The organism is Flavobacterium xizangense, from assembly GCF_054075145.1.
In genome coordinates, this window is sequence record NZ_JBSIPG010000001.1 from 1,008,996 (window position 1) to 1,035,286 (window position 26,291).

Consider the following 26,291-nt stretch of genomic DNA (forward strand, 5'->3'; position numbering starts at 1 on the left):
GTGTCAATTTGAAAATTATTTTTTGACTCTTATCCTCATAATTGCTTGGTTGTTCTACGTTTTCATTTTTTAATTTGAAAATGGGTAATTTGAAAATTAGATAATTGATTTTTTCAGTGAATTATCTAATTGTCACATTGCCACATTAACCAATTAGTTTCTCAATAAAGCTTGTTTCGATTTCAGTGAAATCTTTAAAAATATAGTCAGCTTCATGTAAAATTGTTTCCTCACCAATTCCCACACTTACCATTTCTGCGATATTTGCTGCCTGAATTCCGGCAACAGAATCTTCAAATACAATTGAATTTTTTGGATCAATGTTTAATAATTGAGCCGCTTTTAAGAAAACTTCAGGATCTGGTTTTGCATTGCTGACATCATTTCCGTCAACAATAACATCGAAGTAAGATAGAATTCCTGTTTTCTCTAAAATGGGTCTTGCATTTTTGCTGGCAGAGCCTAATGCAATTCCTTGATTTAAATCTTTTAATAGTTGTAGAATTTTAAAAACTCCTGGAAGAACCTCACTTTCATCCATGTCAACTAAATAAGATAAATAATCTTCGTTTTTTTGAATGAGCCATTTGTCTTTGTCTTCTTGCGAAGCCTGAACATTTCCTAATCCAAGTATAATATCTAAAGAACGAACTCGGCTAACACCTTTTAAAAGCTCGTTGTCTTCATGTGTAAAATTTATATTTAAAGACTGAGCGATTTTTTGCCAGGCTAAAAAGTGGTATTTAGCGGTATCAACGATCACTCCATCAAGATCGAAGATGAATGCTTTTTTATTATTCATGGATTTCAATTTTAGTTTTGCTATTTACTCTAAGAGTCAATAATCCTGCGAAAATCATTGATATACCTCCAATTATTAGAGCATAAATAGGTTCATTATTAAAGAATTGTTTAATTACAAATCCTAATATCGTCGCGGCCACAATTTGTGGTATTACAACAAAAAAGTTAAAAACTCCCATGTAATAGCCCATTTTTGCAGCTGGCAAAGCACCAGATAACATGGCGTACGGCATTGATAAAATACTTGCCCAAGCTATTCCAACTCCTAACATAGGAAGGATAAGAAGCTGCTTATCACCAATAAAATAAATTGAAATTAAACCAACACCTCCTGCGCATAATGCTAATAAATGTGTTGCTCTAACGCCTACTTTTTTTGCAATAACGGGTAATAAGAAAGCTACAGCTGCAGCAACTCCATTATAAACAGTAAATAAAACCGAAACCCAATCGGCTGCATCATTGTATACTTTTGAAGTGGTGTCTGTAGTGCCAAAAATGTGTTGTGTAACGGCTTGTGTTGTATAGATCCACATAGAGAAAAGCGCAAACCATGAGAAAAATTGAACCCAGGCCAATTTTTGCATCGTTCTTGGCATATTCAATAAATCGGTCATGATTATGGTAAAACCATTTTGAACTTTTTTGGTTCGTAATTGAGATGCAATTACAAATAAAACGCCCATAAAAATTAGACCTACAAAAAGAATATATAATTCTTTTGCCAGACTGTTTTCGAAAATTAAAAACGAAATTAATCCTCCAATACCCGCAAACAATACTCCTAAAAGCAATTGTTTTTTTGTAGAGACGCCAGATTCAGTTTCAGAATTAGACATGCCTTCTGTATCTTTTTTGCTATTAGCTTCAAAAGCATGAAGTTCATCCGGCGTATATTCTGTGGTTTTAAAAACGGTCCATAGTACGGAAAGCAGAAAAACAATTCCGCCAATATAAAAAGACCATTTTACTGCATCGGGAATAATTCCCTCGGGCGCAGTATTGCTTACTCCAAAAACATTTGTGAAAAGATAGGGTAAAACAGAACCTACAACGGCGCCGGTACCAATGAAAAAACTCTGCATTACAAAACCTAATGCACGCTGATGGTCGGGTAAATTATCGCCAACAAAAGCACGGAAAGGTTCCATTGAAACATTTATCGAAGCATCCATTATCCATAAAGTTCCAGCCGCAATCCACAAAGTAGGAGAGTTGGGCATCACGAATAATGCGATTGAAGATAAAATGGCTCCAATTAAAAAATAAGGGCGACGTCTGCCTAAACGAGTCCAGGTTCTGTCACTGAAATAACCAATAACGGGCTGAATTATTAAACCTGAAACAGGCGCAGCAATCCACAAAATTGGGATTTCATCTATTTTAGCACCAAGGGTTTCAAAAATTCTTGAAGTATTTGCGTTTTGCAGTGCAAAACCAAATTGTATTCCTAAAAAACCGAAACTCATGTTCCAAATTTCCCAGAAACTTAATTTACGCTTTTCCATTATCGTAATTTGAAAAAATTATACGATAAGCGCTTTGCTTATCAAAACTTTGTTTCTTTCGAAGTAAAACTAAAAGCCTTGACGGGCGTAAAAGTATAAATTATTTTTTTATTTAAGCTAATAAAAAAGCCATAAATATTTTTTATGGCTTTTGAATGCGTTGATTTTAAGAAAATTAGTCAGTAGATTCTCTTTTTATAAGATGAGTTTCTATTACTTCTGTAGTATAATTTTCGTTTTCTTCTTCGTCATCGTCATGTTCTGCTTCAAGCCTTTCGATAAGCATTTTGGCTGCTTTATTTCCCATTTTTTCACCACTCTGACTTACGGTTGTAATACTTGGAGTGGAATATTTTGAAATAATTCCGTCAGTAAATGCAATTACGGCTAAATCTTCAGGAACTTTCAATCCCATTTTTGAAGCTGTTTTGATAATTGTTACTGCAAAAAGCTCATTTACTGCGAAAACAGCATCGAAAGCTCTGGCGTGTAAAAGTTCAGAAATAGTTATTTCGCAGGTGTCTACGTCTTCAATTTTAATTATTAGATCTTCGTTAAACGGAATTCCGTTGTCTAAAAGTGCTTTTTCGTAACCGTCTGTTCTTAGTTTTCCAACGCTTACATAATCAACAGTAGTTACTAAAGCAATCTTTTTTCGTCCGTTATCAATCAGGCTCTGAACGGCTTCATATGCGGCGGCTTTGTCATCAATAATTACTTTATCACATAAAATATCATTGGTTACACGATCAAACATAACCACTGGCATTCCTTGGTTTATGACTTCAGTAATATGGTGAAAGTCGCCTTTAAATTGTGTTTCTTTAGAAAGTGACATGATAAAACCGTCGATACTTCCGTTGGCTAACATTTCCATATTCAAAACCTCTTTATCAAAAGAATCGTCTGATAAACAGATTACTACACTGTATCCATGTTCATTGGCAACTTGCTCCACACCATTGATTACAGTAGAGAAAAAATGGTGTACAATTTCTGGGATGATAATGCCAATACTTTTGGTTTTTCGGTTTTTTAAACTAAGGGCAATATTGTTGGGTTTATAGTTGTAAAACTTAGCAAAAGCCTGAACTTTTAGACGCGTTTCTTCACCTATTTCAAGACTGTTTCTAAGTGATTTTGAGACAGTTGAAATAGACACGTCAAGTTCCTTTGCTATCTGTTTTAGGGTTATTTTGCGTTTCATAGTGTTTTTTGGAAAAAATCTAATTGATAATAAAGTTGGTTAATATTTTTGGTATTGGCAATTTTTGACTTAAAAGATTACAAAAAATAGAAAGTTTTCAACACTACCACGTTTTCGTAAACCAATAAAAATTGCCACCGGTTGTTCGTGTTAATAAATTCATAATTTTGAAATTCGAAGTAAAATTAAAAACTTAACTAACAATCACAAACTCAAACTAATTTAAACAAAAAGTATGAAAACAATTTACAAAAAGTTGTTATTTTTATTCCTACTGCTGCCGTTTACTGTGTTAGCTCAAAGCACATTAAATGGAACTGTTGTCGATAAGGCAACAGGACAGCCGATTCCGGGAGTAAATGTAAATGTACAAGGCTCTAAAGCAGGTACTTCTACAGATTTTGACGGAAAATTTCAATTACCAAATTTAAAGAATGGTGATAAAATTGTTGTGTCATTTATTGGATATGTAAGCAATACTGTTACTTTTTCTGGACAAAAAACTGTAAGCATTTCTCTTGAAGAAGATACAAACCAGCTTAAAGAGGTTGTTGTACAAGTAGGTTACGGTACTGTTAAGAAAAAAGACGCGACAGGAGCTGTAACCGTTTTAGGTGCAAAAGACTTTAATAAAGGACCGGTGCAATCTGCTGATCAAATGATTCAAGGTAGAGTAGCTGGTTTGCAAATTATTAACGGGGGAGGTTCTCCAGGAGCTGATCCAATCGTAAGAATCCGTAGCGGATCCTCTCTTAGTGCAAACAATGATCCATTATATGTAATTGATGGTATTCCTGTTGCAAATGGAGGAGTTGAAGGAGGAAGAAACCCATTATCTACAATCAATCCTAATGATATTGAATCACAAACAGTTTTAAAAGATGCTTCTGCAACTGCAATTTATGGTTCACGAGCTTCAAATGGTGTAATTATCATTACTACTAAAAAAGGTAAATCGGGTGATATTAAAGTAAGCTACAATGGTAATTTCCAAGTTTCAGAAATTACTCAAAAAGTTGATGCTTTATCAAGCGGACAATTTAGAGATTTTGTTAATGCTAACGGAAGTGCATCTCAAATAGCAGCAATGGGTCAGGCTAATACAAATTGGCAAGACGAAATTTACAGAACTGCTATGGGAACGGATCAAAACGTTTCTGCAAGTGGTGGTGCTGACAATGTTACTTATAGAGCTTCTGTAGGATATACTAACTTAAATGGTGTTTTATTAAGAGACAACTTCGAAAGAACGACTTTAGGCGTTTCGTTAACTGGAGACTTTTTTGACAAACATTTAAAAGTTCAAGTAAACAACAATACATCTGTAATTAAAAGTAATTACAGTAATACCGGTGCAGTTGGAGCGGCTGTAGGTTTTGATCCAACTCAGTCTGTTAAAAACGCTGACGGTACTTATTTCCAATGGATGACATCTCCAACAGAATTTAATCAATTGGCTGGAAAAAACCCAGTTGCAATGATTAATCAACAAGATAATTTAGGTACCTTTAATAGAAGTATCGGAAACATTCAATTGGATTATAAAATGCACTTTTTGCCAGAATTAAAGGCTACAGTGAATTTAGGTTATGATCAAATGAGCGGTAGAGGTTTTGGTGGAACAGATGCAGATTATTTATTTGGTCTTAAAGGTTCTGGATACAATAACACTTATGTAAATATAGAGAAGAGAAATAACAAGTTAATGGACTTGTATTTGAACTATAACAAAATGATTGAAAGTATCAGTACACAGGTGGATGTAACAGGTGGTTATACTTATCAAGATTTTAGAGAAGAAAAAAATAAATCAAACTATAATTTTGAGAATGATGTAAATACGGTAGAGTTATTTACTCCTACACACATTAATTTACAGTCTTTCTTTGGAAGAGCTAATTTTACTGTTGCAGAGAAATACTTAGCAACTGTTTCTATTAGACGTGATGGAACTTCAAGATTTACAGAAGATTACCGCTGGTCAAATTTCCCTGCAGTTTCTGTAGCATGGAAATTGAATGAAGAAAATTTCTTAAAAGATGTTGCAAGTATCAATTCTATTAAATTAAGAGGAGGATGGGGTATTACTGGACAGCAAAATATTGGAAGTGCTTATCCTTCAATTCCATTATATTTAGCATCAAACAGTGCTGCTCAATATCAATTAGGAAATACTTTTTATACTACTTACAGACCACAGCCGTATAACAGTAATTTGAAATGGGAAGAAACAACAACAATAAACGTTGGATTAGATTTTGCTCTATTCAATAATAGAGTTACAGGTACTGCAGATGTTTATCAAAGAACTACTGACGACTTATTATTAAATACGCTGAATCCTCCTTTCTTCGGATTCTCTAATAGAGATAATTATAACGTAGGTAGCCTTAAAAATAAAGGTATTGAATTATCTGGTGAAGTAATTCCAGTTCAAAATAATAATTTAGAATGGAGAATTGGTGGAAATATTACATTCCAGAATTCAAAAATTACAGCATTAACAACAACTCAGGATAATACTCCTGGATTAGAAGCCGGAGATAATATATCAGGTGGAACAGGAAATAAAATTCAAAACAATCAAGTTGGTTATGCACCAAATTCATTTTATGTATTTGAGCAAGCTTACGATGCTGCAGGAAAACCAATGGATGGTGTTTTTGTAGACCGTAATAAAGATGGAATAGTAAATGAAGATGATATGTACCGTTTTCATAAACCAGCTGCAGATGTTTTTTACGGGTTCTATACAAGTTTGAATTACAAAAACTGGGATTTTTCTATGAACTGGAGAGGTTCTTGGGGTAACTATATGTACAATAACGTAGATTCTGGTAATGGTGTATATAACACGGTTTTAATTAGACAAAATGATTTAGCAAATGGCGTTGAAAATCTTTTAGAAACAGGTTTCAAACAAGGAAGTAATTTCCAGTTAAAATCTGATTACTATATTCAAGATGCTTCTTTTGTTAAATTAGATAACGTTACTGTTGGTTACACTTTTAATCAAAAAATAAAAGGAATCTCAATGTTAAAAATAACAGCATCAGCTCAAAATGTTTTAACAATCACTAAGTATGAAGGTTTGAATCCTGAAATTTCAAATGGTATCGATAATAATCTTTATCCACGACCAATTACTTTCATGTTAGGATTAAACGCTAACTTCTAATTCAAATAACAAGAAAAATGAAAAAGATACAAATAAAATTATTAGGTATTTCTTTGTTTATGATGACGATGTTGTTTTCATCATGTACAGATGATCTAAACCAATCACCAGATAATGGTGATTCTGTAAGTAGTGACGAGCTTTTTAAAGATCCGGCTGCTTACAAACAAAATTTAGCAAAATTATACGCAGGTTTTGCTACAACGGGTCAACAAGGACCTGCAGGAAGTCCTGATATTTCTGGAATTGATGAGGGAACAAGTCAATACATCAGAGGATTTTGGATGATGCAGGAATTAACAACTGATGAAGCAGTAATTGCATGGAATGATGGAACAATTAAAGATTTCCACTCACAAACTTGGTCATCAGCAGATACTTTTCTTGCAGCAACATTTGCACGTTTTTCTTTTCAAATTGTGAACTGTAATGAGTTTTTAAGACAAACTACAGATGCAAAATTAGCAGGAAGAGGTGTAACAGATGCAACTGTTTTAGCTGATGTTAAAGCATATCGTGCAGAAGCTCGTTTTTTAAGAGCGATGACGTACTGGCATTTAGTAGATACATTTGGAGCTGGATCAATCGTAACAGAGGATTCTCCAACAACATTCTATTATCCAGAATATTCTTCAAGAGCTGATATATATAAATTTATCGACGAAGAACTTACTGCTATCGAGCCATTGTTGAAAACACCTAAAACGAATGAAGCTTATCGTATTGATCAGGCTGCTGCTTGGATGTTGCATGCTAAATTGTACATGAACGCTAAAGTTTATATTGGTACAGATCATTATGCTGAAGCGTTGCCTTTAATTGACAAAGTAATCAATTCAGGTTATACACTTCATAATAACTACAATCAGTTATTCTTAGCGGATAATGATAAAAATGGAGCACAGAAAGAATTTATCTTCACAATTGCTTTTGACGGTATTCATACTCAAACTTACGGTGGTACAACATTCTTAGTTCATGCTCCAGTAGGAGGTAGTATGGTGGCATCTGAATTTGGTATCAACGGAGGTTGGGGAGGTATTAGAACAACATCGGCTTTCGTAAATAAATTTGATGCTGTTACAACAGATACTCGTGCACAGTTTTATACTAATGGACAGACAAAAGAAATTGCTAACATTGGAAATTTTACAGATGGTTATGCTATCAAGAAATTCAAAAATGTTGACGTAAATGGTGTTCAGGGATCAGATAAAGCAGGAAACTTTGCAGATACTGATTTTCCAATTTTCAGACTTGCAGATGCTTACTTAATGTATGCTGAGTGTGTTGTCAGAGGTGCTGGAGGAAGTTTGGCTACTGCAACTACTTATGTAAATGCTTTAAGAACAAGAGCAAAAGCTAACACCATTTCTCAAAGTGATCTTAATTTGAATTTTATTTTAGATGAAAGAGCGAGAGAGCTTCACTGGGAAGGACACAGAAGAACAGATTTGATCCGTTTCGGAAAATTCACGGGAGGTTCATATTTATGGCCATGGAAAGGAAATGTGGCTGGAGGTACTTCTACACAAACTTACAGAGATTTATTCCCAATTCCAGCTGGATCTTTAGGAGCAAATCAAAATTTAAAACAAAATCCTGGATACTAACTAACTGAATAACGAAATTAAAAAATACCACAAATGAAAAATATAACGAAATCATTAATTGCTTTATTAGCATTAGTTGCAGTATCATGCAGCGTTGAAGATGTTCAAGATAGACCTGTAATCGAGGCGGTTACTGCCCCTGTATTAACTGCTCCTCAAAGCGGAACTGCATATGTTTTAACTCCAGATGCAGCTGCAAATCAAGCAGAACGTTTTACTTGGACTTCTGCAGATTTTGGAGGAAGTGTTGAAGTAAGTTACGTAGTAGAAATTGATAAAAAAGGAAATACATTTAAAACGCCTAAAGAATTAGGTACGGTTAAATCTCAAAATCAAGTATCAGTTTCTGTAGAAAAAATGAATACTGCTGTATTGTCTTTAGGCGCAACTCCATTTGCTCCTGGCGATTTTGAAGTTAGAGTTAAATCTACTGTAGGTACTGAAACTCAATATTCAAACGTTACTGGAATTGTTATAACTCCTTACACTACTGAAACTCCAAAATTATATGTTCCTGGAGGATATCAAGTGGCAAGTGGTTACGGTGCAGCTGATTGGACTCAAGCAAGTGCTCCAACATTATTAGCTGAAGGTTATGGAAAAACTGCTTTTGAAGGTTACGTATACTTTGCAACTGCACAAGATGCTACAGTAGATGGAAAAGGATACAAATTGTCTACTAAATCTGACTGGAGTGGTACAAACTACGGAACTGGTACTGCAGCTGGTACTTTGAGTGGAGCAGGAGATGCTAAAAATCTTTCAATCCTTACACCAGGTTACTACAGAATTAAAGCTGATACTGATCCAGCGAAATTAACAATCGCTACTTTAAAAACGACTTGGGGAATCATTGGTAATGCAACTCCAGGAGGATGGGATACTGATACTCCTATGACGTATGATCCTGCTACTAAAAAATGGACAGTTACTGTAACTTTAACTGCTCAGTCGGCTCCAGATAATGGTTTGAAATTTAGAGCAAATGGAAACTGGGATCTTAACTTTGGAGATACAGGAGCTAATGGTACTCTGGAAGAAGGAGGAACAAATATTGGTACTACTGCTGGAAAATTCTTAATTACTTTAGACTTAAGTAATCCAAGAAATTACACTTATACTATTGTAAAACAATAATAAGTTGAAACCTAAAAAAAGGCTATCTACGGATAGCCTTTTTTAATAACCATATTAATTATGAAAAAAACTTTACTATTATTTTTCTTTTTGTTGTCGGCAATTTCATTTGGACAACAGCAAACAGCAACTTATTCGGTAAGTCCATCTACTTTTGAGGAAACTACTTCTATCACAATTACAATAAACGGAAGTAGTATTAACGAGAGTACATGGGGTGTTACTGGAAATGCTTTATATATGTGGGCTTGGGCATTTGATACGAATGACACAACTCAAAAAGGAACACCAAACAACGGTACTTGGGAATCTTCAAGCGAGGAAAGTAAATTTACTTACAATGCAGGGACAGATACTTATACTAAAACAATAACGCCAACTATTTATTACAATACAACAGGAATAGGAAAAATTGGTTTTTTAATCAAAGCCAAAAACGGAACTGGTGACAAAAAATCGCAAGACATTTTAGTTGAAGTTGGTTCTTTTCAGGTAACCTTGACTTCTCCAGCAGAAAACAGCACTACAATATTAGCGTCAGGTTCTAATTTTAATATTGCAGCTACAAATACAAATGGAGTAGCAAGCTATACTTTAAAAGCAAACGGAACTACAATTGATACAAATGCAAGTACAGCAAGTTATTCTTACACAGCAAATAATCTTACAAGCAATCAAAGTTATGAGTTAGTAGTCGTTCAGGGAACTGTTACAATCTCAAAAAAGTTTTCGGTTGTTGTAAATCCAAATACAGTTTCAGAAGCAATGCCTGCAGGTTTGGTTGACGGAATAAATTATAATAGTGCAGATGCAACAAAAGCAACTTTAGTTTTAGATGCACCTTTAAAAGATTTTGTTTACGTTGCCGGAAGTTTTAATAATTGGCAGCCTACAACGGCTTATGCCATGAAAAAAGATCCTACTTCAGGGAAATTTTGGCTGGAATTAACTGGATTGGTTTCGGGAGCAAATAATACGTATCAATATTGGGTGGGAGAGAGTACGCCTTTGGCAAATTCTCCGGCATTAGTAAAAACAGCTGATCCTTATTCAACTTTGGTTTTATCTCCTTATGATGATAGCGGAATTCCTGCAGCTTCTTATCCAAATTTGCCAGCTTATCCTGCTGGACAAAATTTTGAAGTTACAGTTTTAAAAACAGGACAAACGCCATACAATTGGCAAGTGACAAACTTTACAAAACCTGAAAAAGATAAGTTAGTTGTTTACGAGGTTTTGGTTAGAGATTTCGATGCTAAAAAAAATTATCAAACCTTAATTGATAGAATCGATTATTTTAAAACGCTTAAAATAAATGCTATCGAATTAATGCCGGTAATGGAGTTTGAAGGTAATGAAAGCTGGGGTTATAATACTTCATTTCATATGGCTTTAGATAAATTTTATGGTACATCAGATAAATTAAAGGAGTTTATTGATTTGTGTCATCAAAACGGAATCGCAGTGATTTTGGATGTGGCTTTAAATCACGCTTTTGGAAGAAATCCAATGGTAAGAATGTGGATGAACGATCCTGATGGAGATGGTTTTGGATCACCAACTTCTGAGAATCCATATTTTAATACCGTTGCAAAACATACCTATAGTGTAGGTGAAGACTTCAATCATCAATCTCTAAAAACACAGTATTATGTCGAACGAGTAGTGAAACAATGGATTCAAGAATATAAAATTGATGGTTTCCGTTGGGATTTAACAAAAGGATTTACACAGGCTTGTACGGCGTCAGACGAATCTTGTACAAATGCTTATCAGCAGGACAGAGTGGATGTTTTGAAAAAATATGCTGATTATTCATGGAGCCTTGATTCAACACATTACACGATTTTTGAACATTTAGGGTCTGATTCTGAAGAACAACAATGGGCAAATTATCGCGTTGCTGAAACACCTAGCAAAGGAGTTATGATGTGGGGAAAAATGACAGATCAATACAATCAATTGTCAATGGGATATTCGTCAAGCAGCAATATTTCCAGAATGATGAGTTCTAGCCGCGGTTTTACTGCAAATCGTTTAATGGGTTATGCTGAAAGTCACGATGAAGAACGCTTGATGTATAAAAATGTACAGTACGGAAATACATCTGGAACTTATAATGTAAAATCTTTGAATACAGCTTTATCTAGAATGTCCGCAATTGGAGCGGTTTCGCTTTTGATTCCTGGTCCAAAAATGATTTGGCATTTTGGAGAACTTGGATGGGATGATTCAATTTATACTTGTAATGACGGAACTGTAAATGATAATTCGGCTACGATTTCCGGAGATTGTAAATTAGATACTAAACCACAGCCTCAATGGGCAGAAAACTGGTTAGGCGATACAAATCGTAATAAAATTTACTACGATTGGGCAAAAATGATCAACATGAAAGTGACCGAGCCCGTATTTTTAGGAACAGCAACAATGGCAAATGCAAATACGCTGACAGTAAATATTAAAATTACAAACAGCAATTTGGCTGCAACACAATTAAAAGATGTTTTGATTTTAGCCAATTTTGATGTGTCTGCGCAAAATGTTGCTACTGGTTTTCAATATACTGGAACTTGGTATAATTTGATGGATAATTCTTCAATAAATGTAACCGATGTTAATGCAACAGTAAATTTAGCTCCAGGAGAATATAGAATTTATGGAAATAAAACAGCCAATTTAGCCATTCCAGATTTCGGAAAAACAAGTGCTGTAAATTTATATCCAAATCCAGTTTCAAATTATTTCACCTTAAATGTAGCGGTATCTAAAGTTCAGGTGTATTCAATCTCAGGACAATTGGTAAAAAGTTTTATTTCAAATGGAAATGTAGATTTTCAATATAACGTAAGCGATTTGAAAACAGGATTATATGTAGTAAAAGCACATGATGAGAACGATAAAATTCAGGTCATGAAATTTATAAAGAAATAAATACGTCATTTTAAAATTTAAATGAAAAGTAAATGTTTGCTTTTGAGTTTAAAATTTTAATAGGTATTTAAATTTTGGTTTTTTAGTAGTTAAAAGGGCTGTCTATTTTTAGACAGCCCTTTTCTTGTTTAAGTTTGTTTTGGTTATTTTTTCTCGTTGTATTCTCCAATCAAAGAAAAATAGCCAAAAGTCCCTAGGCCTAAAACGATTAACGGGGTTAGAATGAATAGGGTTATAATTCCAAATACCGTATCATCCCGCTGGTCTGATAAGAATTTAGGCAAGCCAAATTCAAACACGCAGAAATAAGCGGCAGCAATGGAAAGTATAATCCACAAAACACCTAAAATTTTCTTAACTGTATTCATATTATATGTAGGTATTAAAGGTGATTCGTTTTGTTTTTATTGTCAATGTAAACCATTCCAATTATAAAGCAGATTGAAGCAATTATAATAGGATACCAAAGACCTTCAAGATAAAATTCGGGTTTTCCATTAGATTTTGCATGTGTTACAAAATACGTTGAAACTGCAGGCAAAAGACCTCCAAAAATCCCATTCCCAACGTGATAAGGAAGTGACATTGAAGTATACCTGATTTTAGTTGGAAACATCTCAACTAAAAAGGCTGCAATTGGTCCGTAAACCATTGTGACAAATAGAACCTGAATGAAAACGAGGAAAATTAATGTCCATTCATCTTCAGAATTTATTTTGACTGTAACGCTGCTTTGAGATTCTTTTTTATCTGCAAAAACAGTTTTCTTTTCCATATACGAAGTACCGTCGGAATAGGTTTTAGAAATTGTAGTTACAAGGTCTTTATTTTTCTTTATTTCAGTATTTTGAATTGTTTTCTCAGTAATTTCTGTCTTATAAGCGACATCAGTTGTATTGTACATCATTTTATAGATTGGCCTGTAAAACAAAATTGCCAAAAGCATTCCTGACATCATAATATATTTTCTGCCAACTTTATCGCTAAGCCATCCAAAAACAATAAAAAAGGGAGTTCCTAGTAGTAAAGCAATTCCTAAAAGTTCATCAACTTGAGAAGAATCGATATTCATGACCGTTTTCATGAAACTCATAGCGTAGAATTGTCCAGTATACCAGACTACACCTTGTCCCATTGTAGCACCAAAAAGCGCCAGTAAAACAAATTTCAAATTGTATCTGTTTCCAAAACTTTCCTTTAATGGATTCGTACTTGTTGTTCCTTCTTTTTTGGCTTTTGCAAAAACAGGAGACTCATCCATATTTTTTCGGATTAAATACGAAACGCCAACCATTACAATAGAAACCCAAAATGGAACACGCCATCCCCAAGTATCAAAATCTTCAGCAGAAAGAATATTTTTGGTAGCCAAAATGACCATTAACGATATAAACAAACCAACAGTCGCTGTAGTTTGAATCCAGGATGTCCAATATCCTTTTTGTCCCGCTGGCGAATGCTCGGCTACATAAGTAGCAGCGCCACCATATTCTCCACCTAGTGCCAATCCTTGTAGTAAGCGAAGTATCAGGACTAATAAAGGTGCAAAGAAACCAATAGTTTCATAACTAGGAATACAGCCTATTAAAAAAGTAGAGCCACCCATTAATAATAAAGTAGCCATGAACGTATATTTTCGACCAATAATATCACCGAGTCTTCCAAAAAATAAAGCACCAAAAGGTCTTACAACAAATCCGGCAGCAAACGTAGCCAAAGTCGATAAAAATGCTGCGGTTGGATTATCACTAGGAAAAAATTTTGTCGAAATAACAACAGCTAAACTTCCAAAAATATAAAAATCGTACCATTCAATCATTGTTCCCATCGAGGATGCCGAAATAACTTTCCAAATACCTTTAGTAGAAGTTTTGCTCATAAAACTGTTTTGTGTATTTAAGTAATAATTAAATAATAAAATTATAGTTTTACGAATATATAAGATATTTTGTTATTTAGTTAATACTTTTTTAACAAAAACAAACTATTTATTGACTTTTGTTTTTTTAGTAGTATATGCTTTATAAAGTATCTGAAAAAGTAAAATTAATCGTAAGATATACTAAGAAAAAAACGCAAAGTTCGCAAAGCTTAAAAATAAAACTTTGCGAAGCTTTGCATTAAATCTTAGCGCTTAAAAAATATTAGGAAAGTTAAAACAAAAAACCCGAATATTGCTATTCGGGTTTTGGTGGTACCTCCAGGGATCGAACCAGGGACACATGGATTTTCAGTCCATTGCTCTACCATCTGAGCTAAGGTACCGTCTTGTGCTCAATGCGGGTGCAAAGATAGAATCATTTTTCGTTTATCCAAAACATTTTTTTAAAAAAATCAATTCGTATCTTCGCAATGGTAAAAAAATAGATATGATTTTAACTGTTGATGTTGGTAATACACGAATTAAAGCAGCTGTCTTTGAGGAGAATAATGTATTGGAGAATTTTGTTTTTGAGAAAAATGAGCTCGAAAAAAAAATTGAAAAAATATTAGAAAAATTTCAAAATTGCTCTGATTTAGTTGTGGCTTCAGTCGGAAATATTGAAAAAGAATTTTTTTTGACTTTCGAAAATCGATTGAATGTACATTTTTTTACCCACGAAGATGTTTTTCCATTCCATAATCAATATGCGACCCCAAAAACTTTGGGAATTGACAGAATGATTTTGGCTGCGGGTGCAACGCTGCAATTTCCTAAAAAAAATAGATTAGTAATTGATGCGGGAACTTGCATTACCTACGATTTTATCGACGAAAACGACAATTATTTGGGCGGTGCAATCTCGCCAGGGCTTAGATTGCGATATGAATCTCTACATCAATTCACGGCCAAACTACCTTTGTTGACTTTTGAAGAGCCCGAAAATTATGTAGGAAACTCGACTAAAGAAGCCATTCATTCAGGAGTTGTCAATGGCTTCGTCTATGAGATTGACGGTTTTATCGATGAATATCGAGCAGAATTTTCAAATTTTATAATAATTTTAACGGGAGGTGATGCAGAATTTTTGGCTAAACGATTAAAAAATACCATATTTGCCAATTCAAATTTCCTACTAGAAAGTTTGAACCAAACATTTCAATATAAAATCGACAATGATTAAAAAAATTATAATAGGTGCTTGTTTACTTATCTCGTTCGTTTCATTTGCTCAGCAAGGTACAGCTTCACCATATTCTTTCTACGGAATTGGAGATGCAAGATTCAAAGGTACTCTGGAAAACAGATCTATGGCTGGTGTTTCAATAGAACAGGATAGTATTCACTTGAATGTTGATAATCCTTCAAGTTATGCGAGTTTAAGACAGACTACGTTTACAGTTGGAGGAAGTTTTGGTACTTCTAATTTAAAAAATGATACACAATCTGAAAAAGCGCAGAGAGCGACTTTCGATTACTTAGCTGTAGGAATTCCTATGGGGAAATGGGGAGCGTCTTTTGGTTTGGTTCCTTTAACTTCTGTTGGATACAAAATCTTAAATGATAATACAGATACTCCCGGAGCTACAAACAATCAGTTTGAAGGAAAAGGAGGGGTTAATAAAGTATATTTTGGTTTAGGTTATAAAATCAAACCAAACTGGAATATTGGTGCTGATGTTCAATACAACTTTGGTTCAATTACTACAACAAGTATTGAAGCAATTACCGGAGTTCAAAATTCAACAAAAGAGACAAACAAATCGGAATTGTCGGGTGTTAATTTTAACATCGGAACAATGTATCAGACAAAAATTGATAAAAAAATGACGTTGTTCACGAGTTTGAACTACACATTTGCAAGCACATTAAATGCGCACAATGCAAGAACTATTGCGGTAGATGGCGATCCTGACCCAATAACAGCTGATCCATTTGATGCAAAATTAAAAGTGGGGAATAAAGTGACATTAGGAGCCGGAGTTGGTTCGCCAAGAAAATGGCTTGTTGGAACAACACTTGCTTTTCAGGGAGCGGGTCAGTTTGATAATTATTACAATACAAGCGATGACGTTCGCTATGAGAAATATTCAAAATATGCTTTTGGAGGATATTATATCCCTAACTACACATCGTTTACAAGTTATTTCAGCAGGGTTACCTATAGAGCTGGTTTGAAATATGAAAAAACTGGTTTGGTTATCAATAATCAATCTATTAATGATGTTGGAATGACTATAGGTGCTGGTTTCCCAATCACGGGGTCTTTTTCAAATGTAAACATCGGAATCGAATTTGGTAAAAGAGGTACTACTTCTGCAGGTTTGATTCAGGAAAATTATTTGAACTTCAGCGCAAGTTTCTCTTTCAATGACAGATGGTTTAAACAGCGTAAAATCGAGTAATACCTCAGTTATATTTTTATAAGCTCATTACAATTTACTACTTTTGGCGAATGAATTTACCAAAAAGATATATTATAACCGTTGTCACAGTTCTTGCTGTGACACTGTTTTTTGGGTGCGAAAGTAATTTTAAGGAAGTGCAAAGAAGCAATTTCGCAGAATTTGTTCCGGGAAGTGATGTTGATACTGTAAATATTAAATATACTGATTCAGGCCGTATAACAGGTGTTTTGATAAGTCCTAAAATGCTGGATTATTCTAATCTTGAATTTCCGTTTACAGATTTTCCAAAAGGAATAGATGTTACTTTGTACGATAAAAAGCAAAAGCGTACTTTTATTAGATCAAATTACGCAGTTTCATATAAAGATACCGGAATAATTGATTTGCAGGGAAATGTAAAAATCACTTCAGAAGCTGGCCAGGTTTTAGAAACCGAACAACTTTATTTCGATCAGAAAAATGAATGGTTTTACACCGAAAGAAAATTTAAGCTTACAGATGCTAAAGGAGTTTCAACCGGACAGGGGATAGATTTTAGTAAAGATTTTAAAATGATTAATTCACAGCGTATAAGTGGTGAAATTGAATCAAACGAATAGAAATTATGGGTTACTTAAAATACACACAATACGTATATATTGCATTTGCAGTTTACTTTATTTATGATGCAATTACAAAAATGAATGAAGGTGTCGAATCTTATCCGTTGAGTTTTGTGATTGCAGGAATGGCAATATTTATGTTTTTCTTTAGGAGAAGATTTGTCAAAAAATTTGACGACCGAAACAAAAAACAGTAAAAATGGAAATTAGTATTATAATATTGTGTTTAATACTATCAGCTTTTTTTTCGGGAATGGAAATAGCTTTTATTTCCTCTAATAAAATTTATCTTGAAATCGAAAAAAAACAAGATAACTTTTTATCAAGAATCTTAACCAGACTAACTCAGAATCCTTCAAAATTTATTGCCGCAATGCTTATTGGCAATAATGTAGCATTGGTTGTTTATGGTTTTTACATGGGAGATTTAATTCTTCAATGTTTTGTTGGATTAGGATTTCAATTTTCTGCTTTGACAAGTTTGCTTGTTCAAACTACGCTTTCGACTTTTATTGTTTTAATAACAGCCGAATTTCTTCCGAAAGTGTTTTTTCAAATTTATGCAAATTCATTAATTAAGGTTTTTGCTGTTCCAGCTTATCTTTTTTATAAGCTATTCTATTATATTTCAACATTTTTTATTTGGATTTCAGATTTTGTTTTAAGGAAATTTTTTAAAACAGAAGGCGATCAGGTACAGTTGTATTTTAGTAAAGTTGAATTAGGAAACTATATTACCGAACAGATGAACGCTGTAGAAGATGATGAAGAAGTTGATTCAGAAATTCAGATTTTTCAGAATGCATTGGAATTTTCAGGAGTAAAAGCGCGTGATATTATGACGCCTCGCACAGAAATTGTGGATATCGACTTATTTGAAAGTGTTTCAGACTTAAAAGCGCTTTTTATTGAAACCGGTTATTCTAAAATAGTTGTAAGCCAAAATTCGCTTGATGATATTGTAGGCTATGTCCATTCTTTTGATTTGTTTAAAAAACCCAAGACGATCAAATCTGTTTTAATGACGGTCGAATTTGTTCCAGAAACAATTTTGATCAAGGATGCATTGAATCTGCTCATTAAAAAAAGAAAAAATGTTGCGGTTGTTCTCGATGAATACGGAGGTACTTCTGGAATCATTACAATTGAAGATATTGTCGAAGAGCTTTTTGGTGAAATTGAAGATGAACATGATCTTGATGAAGAACTTGTGGAAGAGGAATTAGAGGAAGGTAAATATTTGTTTTCGGCCCGATTAGATGTTGAATATTTAAACGAAACCTATAAATTAGAAATTCCAGAAGAAGACTCATACGGAACCTTAGGCGGTTTTATAGTCAATTCTACTAAGAAAATTCCACAAAAAGGAGACGAAATTGTAATCGATAACTATCATTTTGTGATAGAAGAGGCAACAAATAAGAAAATTGAATTAGTAAAAATGTCCATAAAAGACTGATTTTTTTTAATAATTAAAAAAATTGTTGAAAATAAAACGCTAGTTGTATTGTTATTAACTAGATAATTGTATTTTCGCAAACTGAATATAAAATTAACGATAATAAAAATGGCAGTTTTAGCAAAAATTAGACAACGTTCCGCGTTATTGATAGGAGTTATTGCACTTGCATTATTTGCATTTATAATACAAGATCTATTTAATAAAGGAACACTTAGTCAAAGTTCAAAAGATGTGGGAAGCATCGACGGAAAAGATATTTCATTTGAAGACTTTAGAGTTAAAGTTAGTAATGTTGAAAAAAGTGGTCAAGGTATTACTTCCACTGAAGCTGCAAACAGAGTTTGGGATCAAGAGGTTTCAATCGCGTTATTATCTGCTCAATTTGATAAATTAGGCTTGAGAGTAGGTGAAAAACATTTAATTGAAGTTTTAAAAGCAGATCCAAATATTGGTAAAAATCCAATGTTTTTAAATGCAGCAGGAATGTTTGATGTAGTAAAATTCAAAGATTACTTCAAAACCAATCCTGAAGCAGCGCAATATATTTCTCAAAAAGAAAAAGATGCTGAATTAAATGCAAAATTCCAAATCTACAATACATTAATCAAATCTGGACTTTACACAACTGCTAGTGAAGGAAAGTTGAAATATGAAATGGAAGCTAATAAAGTGAACTTTAGTTATGCTGCTGCTTTATATTCTTCTATCAAAGATAGTGAAGTAAAAATCTCTGATGATGAAATCGTAGATTATATGAAGAAAAACGAGAAAAAATTCAAAGCGGATGAAACTCGTGAAATTCAATATGTTTTAGTTGAAGATAAAGCTTCAAAAGAAGACGAGGCTGAAATTAAAGCTAAAATTACAGGATTGTTAAACGGAAGTGTTGTTTATAATGCAAAAACTGGTAAAAACGATACTTTAGCTGGTTTTAAAAATGCTAAAAACATTGCTGAATTTGTAAACTCAAATTCTGATGTTCCTTACGATTCTACTTATGTTCCAAAAAATGCTTTGCCAGCTGTTGATGCTGATAAATTATTCAGCTTGCCTGCTGGAGCAATCTACGGACCATATGTTTACGGAAAATACTATGCTATTTCTAAATCTTTAGGATTCAAAGCAGGTGTTAACGCAAAAGCAAGTCATATTTTAATTGCTTACGACGGATCACAAACACCAAACGCAAAAGAAAAAAGAACTAAAGAAGAAGCTAAAGCTAAAGCTGAAGAGATTTTAGCTCAAGTTCAGGCAAATCCAGATAGTTTCATGATGCTTGCTTTTACAAGCTCTGATGATTCATCTGCACAACAAGGTGGTGATTTAGGATATTTTGGTCAAGGCCAAATGGTAAAACCATTCAATGATTTTGTATTCAATAACGGAATTGGTAAAGTTGGATTGGTTGAAACTCCATTCGGTTTTCATATTATCAAAATTACTGACAAACAAGACGGAATTCGTTTAGCTACAATTGCTCAAAAAATTGAGCCTTCTGAAGCTACTTCTGATAAAGTATTTACATTGGCAACTAAGTTCGAAATGGATGCTGCTGATAAAGATTTTGCTGCAACAGCAAAAGAATTAGGATTAAAAGTTGCTGCTCCGGTAACTGCAAAAGCTATGGATGAGCAATTTGGACCATTAGGAAACCAAAGAAGCATCATCAGATGGGCATTTGATAAAGAAACTAGCATTGGTGATGTAAAACGTTTTGAATTAGCTAATATTGGTCACGTAATTGCACAATACAAAAGCGAAAACAAATCAGGTTTAGTATCTGTAGCTTTAGCTAGACCTTATGTGGAGACTATCTTGAAAAATAAGAAAAAAGCGGAGATCTTGAAAGCTAAATTGACTGGTTCGACAATCGAGGCTATCGCTAAAAGTGCTGGTGTTGCAGTTCAGCAAGCAACTAATGTTACTATGGATAATCCTGTTTTACCAGGAGGAGTTGGACAAGAGCCTAAAGTTGTTGGAAATGCATTTGCTTTAGCAGCAAATAAAATTTCTGCTCCAATTGAAGGGAATACTGGAGTTTATGTAGTAAAAAATATCAGTACAGTAAAAGCCCCTGCAATCGCGAACCATGCAGAGTATGTTGCAAAATTAAAATCTCAAGGTGCATCTGATTCAAGCAGAGTTTTACCAGCTTTGAAAAACAATGCTAAAATTGAAGACAATAGATTACAGTTTAACTACTAATTAAAGTTAAAGCCAAAAATAGCAAACCCGAAACAGCAATGTTTCGGGTTTTTTATTGAAAAAAAATGACGGAAATTCATATTTTGTAGTCCATAAAGGCTATTTTTTTGTAAGTTATATAGGAATAATAGAAATATAATTTAAAAAATTTGGGTTATTAGAATTATTGCATTTAATTTGTTAAAATTTTTATTTAAACAGAATAAATTTTATCCGTACGATATTTAAAAATAGTGAGAGAAAAATGAATAAGTACTTTAATAATCAGATCGTTAATGTTTTTTGCGTTTAAACTTTTTAGGAGAAAACCGAGAATATATTCCAAAATTGAGAATCATATTTACGGAATCATTATTGAGCTTTTAAAAGTCAGCAGTACTGATATCAATGTTGATGAATTAGGGGGTAAATATTACTTGAGTAATGAGGAGCAGCACTTTAAAGTTACCATCTTGAGTAATGATTATGTGATTCGATTAACGAATACACGTGATTCTGTTGCTGAAAAATACGACAAAGGATTTGTTGAGGATGTTTTAAAAGCTGTAAAAGAAGAAAAACATCGAAGAATGGAGCTTGTCTATGATTCAATCAATAATAGTATTGAAAAAATGGCAGAACGACTTCATAATACACTTATAGAATCTAATGAACTAGAAAATCAAAAAGTTCGCCATTTGCAGTCGGAACCAGAATTTGCTGAAGATAAAAAAGCCAATACTTAAATTATAAAATCATTTCTTCGTAAGAGAGAATGGTTTCGTATCCTTTTTTATGAAAATAGGCTGTCGGGTTTTCCTCTGCAACAACCATTACAAAATCGCCACCCCAAGCTCCAAGACTTTTAATTGCACCATTGAAATCAGGAAAAGCTTTTTCTTTTATGGTTTGGGTTTCAAGAATATCGCTTAAATGATTTTCATGTCTTTCAATTGCGCGGGTAAATTCCTTTAATGTTTTAGAGTGTAGGATTGCATTAGTAATTTTGTTGTTTTCGGCAACACTTTTGGCTAGATTTTGGTCCTTGTGTTTGTTGTAAGCATGAATCGCAGCTTTGCTATTTTGTTTTTTGTTTAGATAAACAAAGAAAATATTTTTTGTAAAATCAGGATTGAAAACTACCGGTTCAACACTATTATTTTCTATTTTATAAAGAATAGGTGTGTCGTTTTGAGCGCACGCAATATCGTAGCCGCTTCCGCCAAAGCTGTTTCGCAACAACGTAAAAGCATTGATCTTTGTCCATTGCGCGATATTATTGATCAAAGTCGAAGAAGTGCCCAATCCCCAGTTTCTCGGAAAAGTTAGGTTTGTTGTAATTTTGTATCCTTCAGATTGATTTATAAAATCGGGATTTAATAAATAAGCTTCATGAAGAATATTTATAAGAGTTGTTTTTACAGTTTCAATTTCTGATTCAACATTATTGATAACCTCTTCAAAAGAAATGGTATTTTCAAACCAAAGTGTATTATCGTAATCATAGCTTTTCCAATCAATGATTTTGTCTTTGGTATTTTCAACAATTAAATTCTGTCCAAATTTAGTTGGCAATGCAAAAGCATCTGCACCGTCTAAAACGAGATATTCTCCAGAGATGAATAATTTTCCGTTACTGTAAAATGTTGTTGGCATGAAGCTCCTAATTATTTTCTTAAATTTTCGATGAACTCAACGACAGCACTGTGTGAAACTGCTGTTTTCTTGAAATGCGCTTTAATTAATTGACGCTCTTCATGAGTTGCTTCAAACTGATTAATGATATTATTAAGGTGCATTTTCATGTGCCCTTCCTGAATTCCAGTTGTGGTTAAAGAACGTAATGCAGCAAAATTTTGCGCAAGACCTGCAACAGCTGTAATTTCCATTAATTCTGTTGCTGAAGGCTTTTGAAGAATTTCTAAACACAATTTTACTAATGGATGCAATGAAGTCAAACCGCCAACTGTTCCTAAAGCCAAAGGAATTTCCATCCAAAAAGTAAAAATTCCGTTTTCGATTTTTGCGTGCGACAAACTTGAATATTGTCCGTTTCTAGATGCATATGCGTGAACTCCAGCTTCGATTGCTCTAAAGTCATTTCCAGTTGCTAAAACTACGGCATCAATACCATTCATAATTCCTTTGTTATGCGTTACGGCTCTAAAAGGCTCAACTTCGGCAATTTGAACAGCTTGAACAAAACGTTCTGCAAATTCCTGCGGATTTGTAATGTGCTTTTCTGCTAAATCTTCAATTGGACAAGAAACTTCAGCTCTTACAAGGCAATGCGGAACATAATTCGATAAAATACTCATGATTACCTGAAGCGAATCTTCTTCAGAAAACAAATCAGAATTTTGAAATTCTTCTTTTAGAGTCGAAGCAAATTGTTCCAGGCATGAATTGATGAAATTGGCTCCCATGCTGTCTTTTGTTTCAAAAGTTGCATGAAGCTGAAAATAATTCTCAAGTAAATTTCTTTTGTCTTTTAATTGAATGTCCAAAATTCCGCCACCGCGTTGCTGCATATTTTTAGTAATGCTTTGCGTTTCAGAGAAAAATTTTGGTTTTATTGCTGTGAAAAAAGATTGAAGTTTTTCGGCATTTCCATTAAAGGTAAAATGAACCTGACCAATTTTTTCGGTATTGATTATGGTTGTTTTGAACCCACCTCGTGTTGACCAGAATTTTGCTGCTTTTGATGCAGCTGCAACAACAGAGCTTTCTTCAATTGCCATTGGAATGGTTTTGTAGTTTCCATTAATTAAAAAATTAGGGGCAACTCCAAGTGGGATATATAAATTGGTGATTGTGTTTTCAATAAATTCGTCATGAAGTTGCTGAAGCTTTTCGTCTGAATTCCAGTAATTTCTTATAATATTTAGAGCTTCTTCAGGTGTAGAAAAATATTCGTTGGCAATCCAGTTTATTTTTTCTTTTTTGGATAATTTAGAAAATCCGGCAACAGCGTTGTTCATTCTCAATGTATTAAATAATATTGTGGGTACAAAGATACTATTTTAAGAGTTTTTATTGCAATCTATTTCAGACATGAAAGTGCGCAATCGTTATTTTTTTTAACATTTAACACTTAAAATGTGTATTATGTTTATTTTTTTTACTAAAATTGGGCTCTTTTTATATTTAAAATAATTATAATGAATACAAGTAAATTTACTGCAGTACTTTTATTTTTAACTGCGGTTGTTTTTGGACAGCAGAAAATAACTGTCGAAAACATTTTTGGAGGTACATTTCGCGCTAAAGGAATGGACCAGATGCAATCCTTAAAAAATACCAATCAATATACTGTTTTAAATGTCGATCAGGCAAGCAGAAGTATGCAAGTTGATTTGTACGATTTTGCAACTCTAAAAAAAGTCTCTAATTTAATTGACACAAAAAACTTCAAAGAACTTGCAGACGGAATTGATGCTTACACTTTTGATGCTTCTGAAAAGAAGATTTTGATTGCTTGTAATTCAAACAAGATTTTCCGTCACTCTTTCACTGCTGATTATTTCATTTATGATATCGCAGGAAAGACTTTGACAAAATTGGTTGATTCTCAAATTCAGGAGCCTACTTTTTCACCTGACGGAACAAAAATCGCTTATGCAAAACAAAATAACCTTTATATCTACGATGTAGCTTCAAAAAAAGCAACTGCCGTTACAACAGACGGAAAGAAAAATGCTGTTATAAACGGTATTACGGACTGGGTTTATGAAGAAGAATTTGCATTCGTGCGGGCATTTGACTGGAGTAAAGACAGTAAAAAATTAGCTTATATTCGTTTTGATGAAAGCCAGGTTCCAGAGTTTTCAATGTCAATCTTCCACAAAGATTTATATCCAACAATTGAAACATTTAAATATCCTAAAGCAGGAGAAAAAAATTCAGTAGTTTCACTACATATATATGATGCTACAGGTAATGCTTCGAAAAAAGTTGATTTAGGAAATTACAATGATTTCTACATCGCGAGAATGCAATGGACAAATGATAATAACGTATTATCGGCTCAGGTTTTAAACCGTCATCAGGATAATTTGGATTTACTATTTATCGACGGAACTACAGCTGCAGCAAAAGTAGTTTTAAACGAAAAAGACAAAGCTTATGTTGATGTTACAGATAATTTGACTTTCTTAAAAGATAATAGTTTTATCTGGACAAGCGAAAAAGACGGTTTTAATCATATTTATGTTTATGATAAAACAGGAAAGCTTAAAAATCAGGTTACAAAAGGAAACTGGGAAGTTACTTCATACTACGGTTTCGACGAAAAAACAAAAACTATTTTCTATCAGTCTACAGAAAATGGTTCTATAAACAGAGCAGTTTACCGTATTTCATTAGACGGAAAAAACAAGGTTGCTTTGACAAATAAAGTTGGTACAAACAAAGCGACATTCAGTCCAAATTTCCAATACTTTATTAATACGTATTCTAGCGCCTCTCAGCCTACTACTTATACTTTAAATGACGCTAAAGCTGGAAAAGAAATTCAGGTTATAGAAAACAATCAGGCTCTTGCTGACAAAGTAAAAGCATACAATCTTCCTTCAAAAGAGTTTTTTGTTTTAAAAACAGCCAAAGGCAATGAATTGAATGCGTGGATTATGAAGCCAAAGGATTTTGACGCTTCAAAAAAATACCCAGTTTTTATGTATCAGTATTCTGGTCCAGGGTCTCAGCAGGTAGCAAATCAGTGGAATGCTTCTAACGATTATTGGTTCATGATGCTTACACAGCAAGGTTACATCGTTGCTTGCGTTGACGGAAGAGGAACTGGATACAAAGGTGCCGATTTCAAAAAAGTAACGCAATTACAATTAGGTAAATATGAAGTTGAAGATCAAATCGATGCGGCAAAAGTAATAGGTTCTTATCCGTATGTTGATGCTTCAAGAATTGGTATCTGGGGATGGAGCTATGGAGGATTTATGGCTTCGAACTGTATTTTCCAAGGAAATGACGTTTTCAAAATGGCAATTGCGGTTGCGCCGGTTACAAACTGGAGATTTTATGACAGTGTTTATACAGAAAGATATATGCAGACTCCGCAGGAAAATCCAAACGGATATGATCAAAACTCTCCTATAAATCATGTTGAAAAATTAAAAGGTAAATTTTTATTGATTCACGGTTCAGGTGACGATAACGTTCACGTGCAAAATTCAATGCAAATGATGGAAGCTTTGATTCAGGCAAACAAACAATTTGATTCTCAAATTTATCCAGATAAAGACCATGGAATTTCTGGCGGAAATACTAGAATTCAGCTTTATAATAAAATGAGTAACTTTATCAAAGAAAATTTATAA

19 protein-coding genes and 1 tRNA gene are annotated in these 26,291 nt (G+C 33.6%); 12 read left to right on the plus strand and 8 right to left on the minus strand.

The window, feature by feature from the left end; all coding sequences use genetic code 11:
* Positions 1–145: 145 nt before the first annotated feature.
* The 3 genes from pgmB to ACWA1B_RS04290 form a co-directional block, all read right to left on the minus strand.
* Positions 146–802, minus strand: a complete 657-nt coding sequence (gene pgmB, locus ACWA1B_RS04280; protein ID WP_456904608.1) for a beta-phosphoglucomutase — start codon at positions 800–802, stop codon at positions 146–148.
* Complete coding sequence (locus ACWA1B_RS04285; protein ID WP_456904609.1) at positions 795–2,312, minus strand: MFS transporter; 1,518 nt, start codon at positions 2,310–2,312, stop codon at positions 795–797. Before ACWA1B_RS04285 ends, pgmB begins: the two co-directional genes overlap by 8 nt.
* Before the next feature lie 175 nt (positions 2,313–2,487).
* Positions 2,488–3,519 carry a LacI family DNA-binding transcriptional regulator gene (locus ACWA1B_RS04290; RefSeq protein ID WP_035645827.1) on the minus strand — a complete coding sequence of 344 codons (1,032 nt, stop codon included), beginning with the start codon at positions 3,517–3,519 and terminating at the stop codon, positions 2,488–2,490.
* Between the two features lie 235 nt (positions 3,520–3,754).
* Between ACWA1B_RS04290 and ACWA1B_RS04295 the strand changes: the two genes are divergently transcribed.
* Genes ACWA1B_RS04295 through ACWA1B_RS04310 form a run of 4 tightly spaced genes read left to right on the plus strand, consistent with a single transcriptional unit; the run spans position 3,755 to position 12,381 of the window.
* Positions 3,755–6,697 (plus strand): SusC/RagA family TonB-linked outer membrane protein, encoded by a 2,943-nt coding sequence (locus ACWA1B_RS04295; RefSeq protein WP_456904610.1) that lies wholly within the window; start codon positions 3,755–3,757, stop codon positions 6,695–6,697.
* 17 nt (positions 6,698–6,714) lie between these two features.
* Positions 6,715–8,310 carry a RagB/SusD family nutrient uptake outer membrane protein gene (locus tag ACWA1B_RS04300; RefSeq protein ID WP_456904611.1) on the plus strand — a complete coding sequence of 532 codons (1,596 nt, stop codon included), beginning with the start codon at positions 6,715–6,717 and terminating at the stop codon, positions 8,308–8,310.
* 33 nt (positions 8,311–8,343) lie between these two features.
* Positions 8,344–9,447, plus strand: a complete 1,104-nt coding sequence (locus ACWA1B_RS04305) for a SusE domain-containing protein (protein ID WP_456904612.1) — start codon at positions 8,344–8,346, stop codon at positions 9,445–9,447.
* A 60-nt stretch (positions 9,448–9,507) separates the two neighbouring features.
* On the plus strand, positions 9,508–12,381 hold the full coding sequence (locus tag ACWA1B_RS04310; protein ID WP_456904613.1) for an alpha-amylase family glycosyl hydrolase: 2,874 nt from the start codon (positions 9,508–9,510) through the stop codon (positions 12,379–12,381).
* A 143-nt stretch (positions 12,382–12,524) separates the two neighbouring features.
* Here the strand turns inward: ACWA1B_RS04310 and ACWA1B_RS04315 are convergent, their stop codons facing one another.
* The 3 genes from ACWA1B_RS04315 to ACWA1B_RS04325 all read right to left on the minus strand — a co-directional run bounded on the left by ACWA1B_RS04315 (position 12,525) and on the right by ACWA1B_RS04325 (position 14,646).
* Positions 12,525–12,749: a DUF6814 family protein gene (locus tag ACWA1B_RS04315; protein WP_456904614.1), complete on the minus strand. Its 225-nt coding sequence runs from the start codon at positions 12,747–12,749 to the stop codon at positions 12,525–12,527.
* Between the two features lie 14 nt (positions 12,750–12,763).
* Positions 12,764–14,260, minus strand: a complete 1,497-nt coding sequence (locus ACWA1B_RS04320; protein ID WP_456904615.1) for an MFS transporter — start codon at positions 14,258–14,260, stop codon at positions 12,764–12,766.
* A 310-nt stretch (positions 14,261–14,570) separates the two neighbouring features.
* Positions 14,571–14,646: transfer RNA gene (locus ACWA1B_RS04325), tRNA-Phe, on the minus strand.
* Positions 14,647–14,750: 104 nt separating this feature from the next.
* Between ACWA1B_RS04325 and ACWA1B_RS04330 the strand changes: the two genes are divergently transcribed.
* The 7 genes from ACWA1B_RS04330 to ACWA1B_RS04360 all read left to right on the plus strand — a co-directional run bounded on the left by ACWA1B_RS04330 (position 14,751) and on the right by ACWA1B_RS04360 (position 21,704).
* Entirely contained in the window at positions 14,751–15,485 is a 735-nt protein-coding gene (locus ACWA1B_RS04330; RefSeq protein ID WP_456904616.1) for a type III pantothenate kinase, read from the plus strand.
* Positions 15,478–16,707: a hypothetical protein gene (locus tag ACWA1B_RS04335; protein WP_456904617.1), complete on the plus strand. Its 1,230-nt coding sequence runs from the start codon at positions 15,478–15,480 to the stop codon at positions 16,705–16,707. The genes ACWA1B_RS04330 and ACWA1B_RS04335 overlap by 8 nt, the downstream gene beginning before the upstream one ends.
* A 50-nt stretch (positions 16,708–16,757) precedes the next feature.
* The gene (gene lptC / locus ACWA1B_RS04340) at positions 16,758–17,309 is read left to right on the plus strand and encodes an LPS export ABC transporter periplasmic protein LptC (RefSeq protein ID WP_456904618.1); all 552 of its coding nucleotides are present in this window, start codon (positions 16,758–16,760) and stop codon (positions 17,307–17,309) included.
* Positions 17,310–17,314: 5 nt separating this feature from the next.
* A complete protein-coding gene (locus ACWA1B_RS04345) occupies positions 17,315–17,509 on the plus strand; it encodes a hypothetical protein (protein ID WP_456904619.1) in 195 nt (64 codons plus the stop codon).
* 2 nt (positions 17,510–17,511) lie between these two features.
* Positions 17,512–18,771: a hemolysin family protein gene (locus ACWA1B_RS04350; protein WP_456904620.1), complete on the plus strand. Its 1,260-nt coding sequence runs from the start codon at positions 17,512–17,514 to the stop codon at positions 18,769–18,771.
* A gap of 108 nt (positions 18,772–18,879) precedes the next feature.
* Positions 18,880–20,979, plus strand: coding sequence for a peptidylprolyl isomerase (locus ACWA1B_RS04355; protein ID WP_456904621.1), 2,100 nt, complete (start codon positions 18,880–18,882; stop codon positions 20,977–20,979).
* A gap of 275 nt (positions 20,980–21,254) precedes the next feature.
* Positions 21,255–21,704, plus strand: coding sequence for a hypothetical protein (locus ACWA1B_RS04360; RefSeq protein ID WP_142450204.1), 450 nt, complete (start codon positions 21,255–21,257; stop codon positions 21,702–21,704).
* Between the two features lies 1 nt (position 21,705).
* Here ACWA1B_RS04360 and ACWA1B_RS04365 read toward each other — a convergent pair whose 3' ends face one another.
* Together ACWA1B_RS04365 and ACWA1B_RS04370 are read right to left on the minus strand one after the other, a co-directional pair.
* Entirely contained in the window at positions 21,706–22,614 is a 909-nt protein-coding gene (locus tag ACWA1B_RS04365) for a GYDIA family GHMP kinase (RefSeq protein WP_456904622.1), read from the minus strand.
* Between the two features lie 11 nt (positions 22,615–22,625).
* Positions 22,626–23,939: a hydroxymethylglutaryl-CoA reductase, degradative gene (locus tag ACWA1B_RS04370; protein ID WP_456904623.1), complete on the minus strand. Its 1,314-nt coding sequence runs from the start codon at positions 23,937–23,939 to the stop codon at positions 22,626–22,628.
* A 180-nt stretch (positions 23,940–24,119) separates the two neighbouring features.
* Here ACWA1B_RS04370 and ACWA1B_RS04375 point away from each other — a divergent pair, with 180 nt between their 5' ends.
* Positions 24,120–26,291, plus strand: a complete 2,172-nt coding sequence (locus tag ACWA1B_RS04375) for a S9 family peptidase (protein WP_456904624.1) — start codon at positions 24,120–24,122, stop codon at positions 26,289–26,291.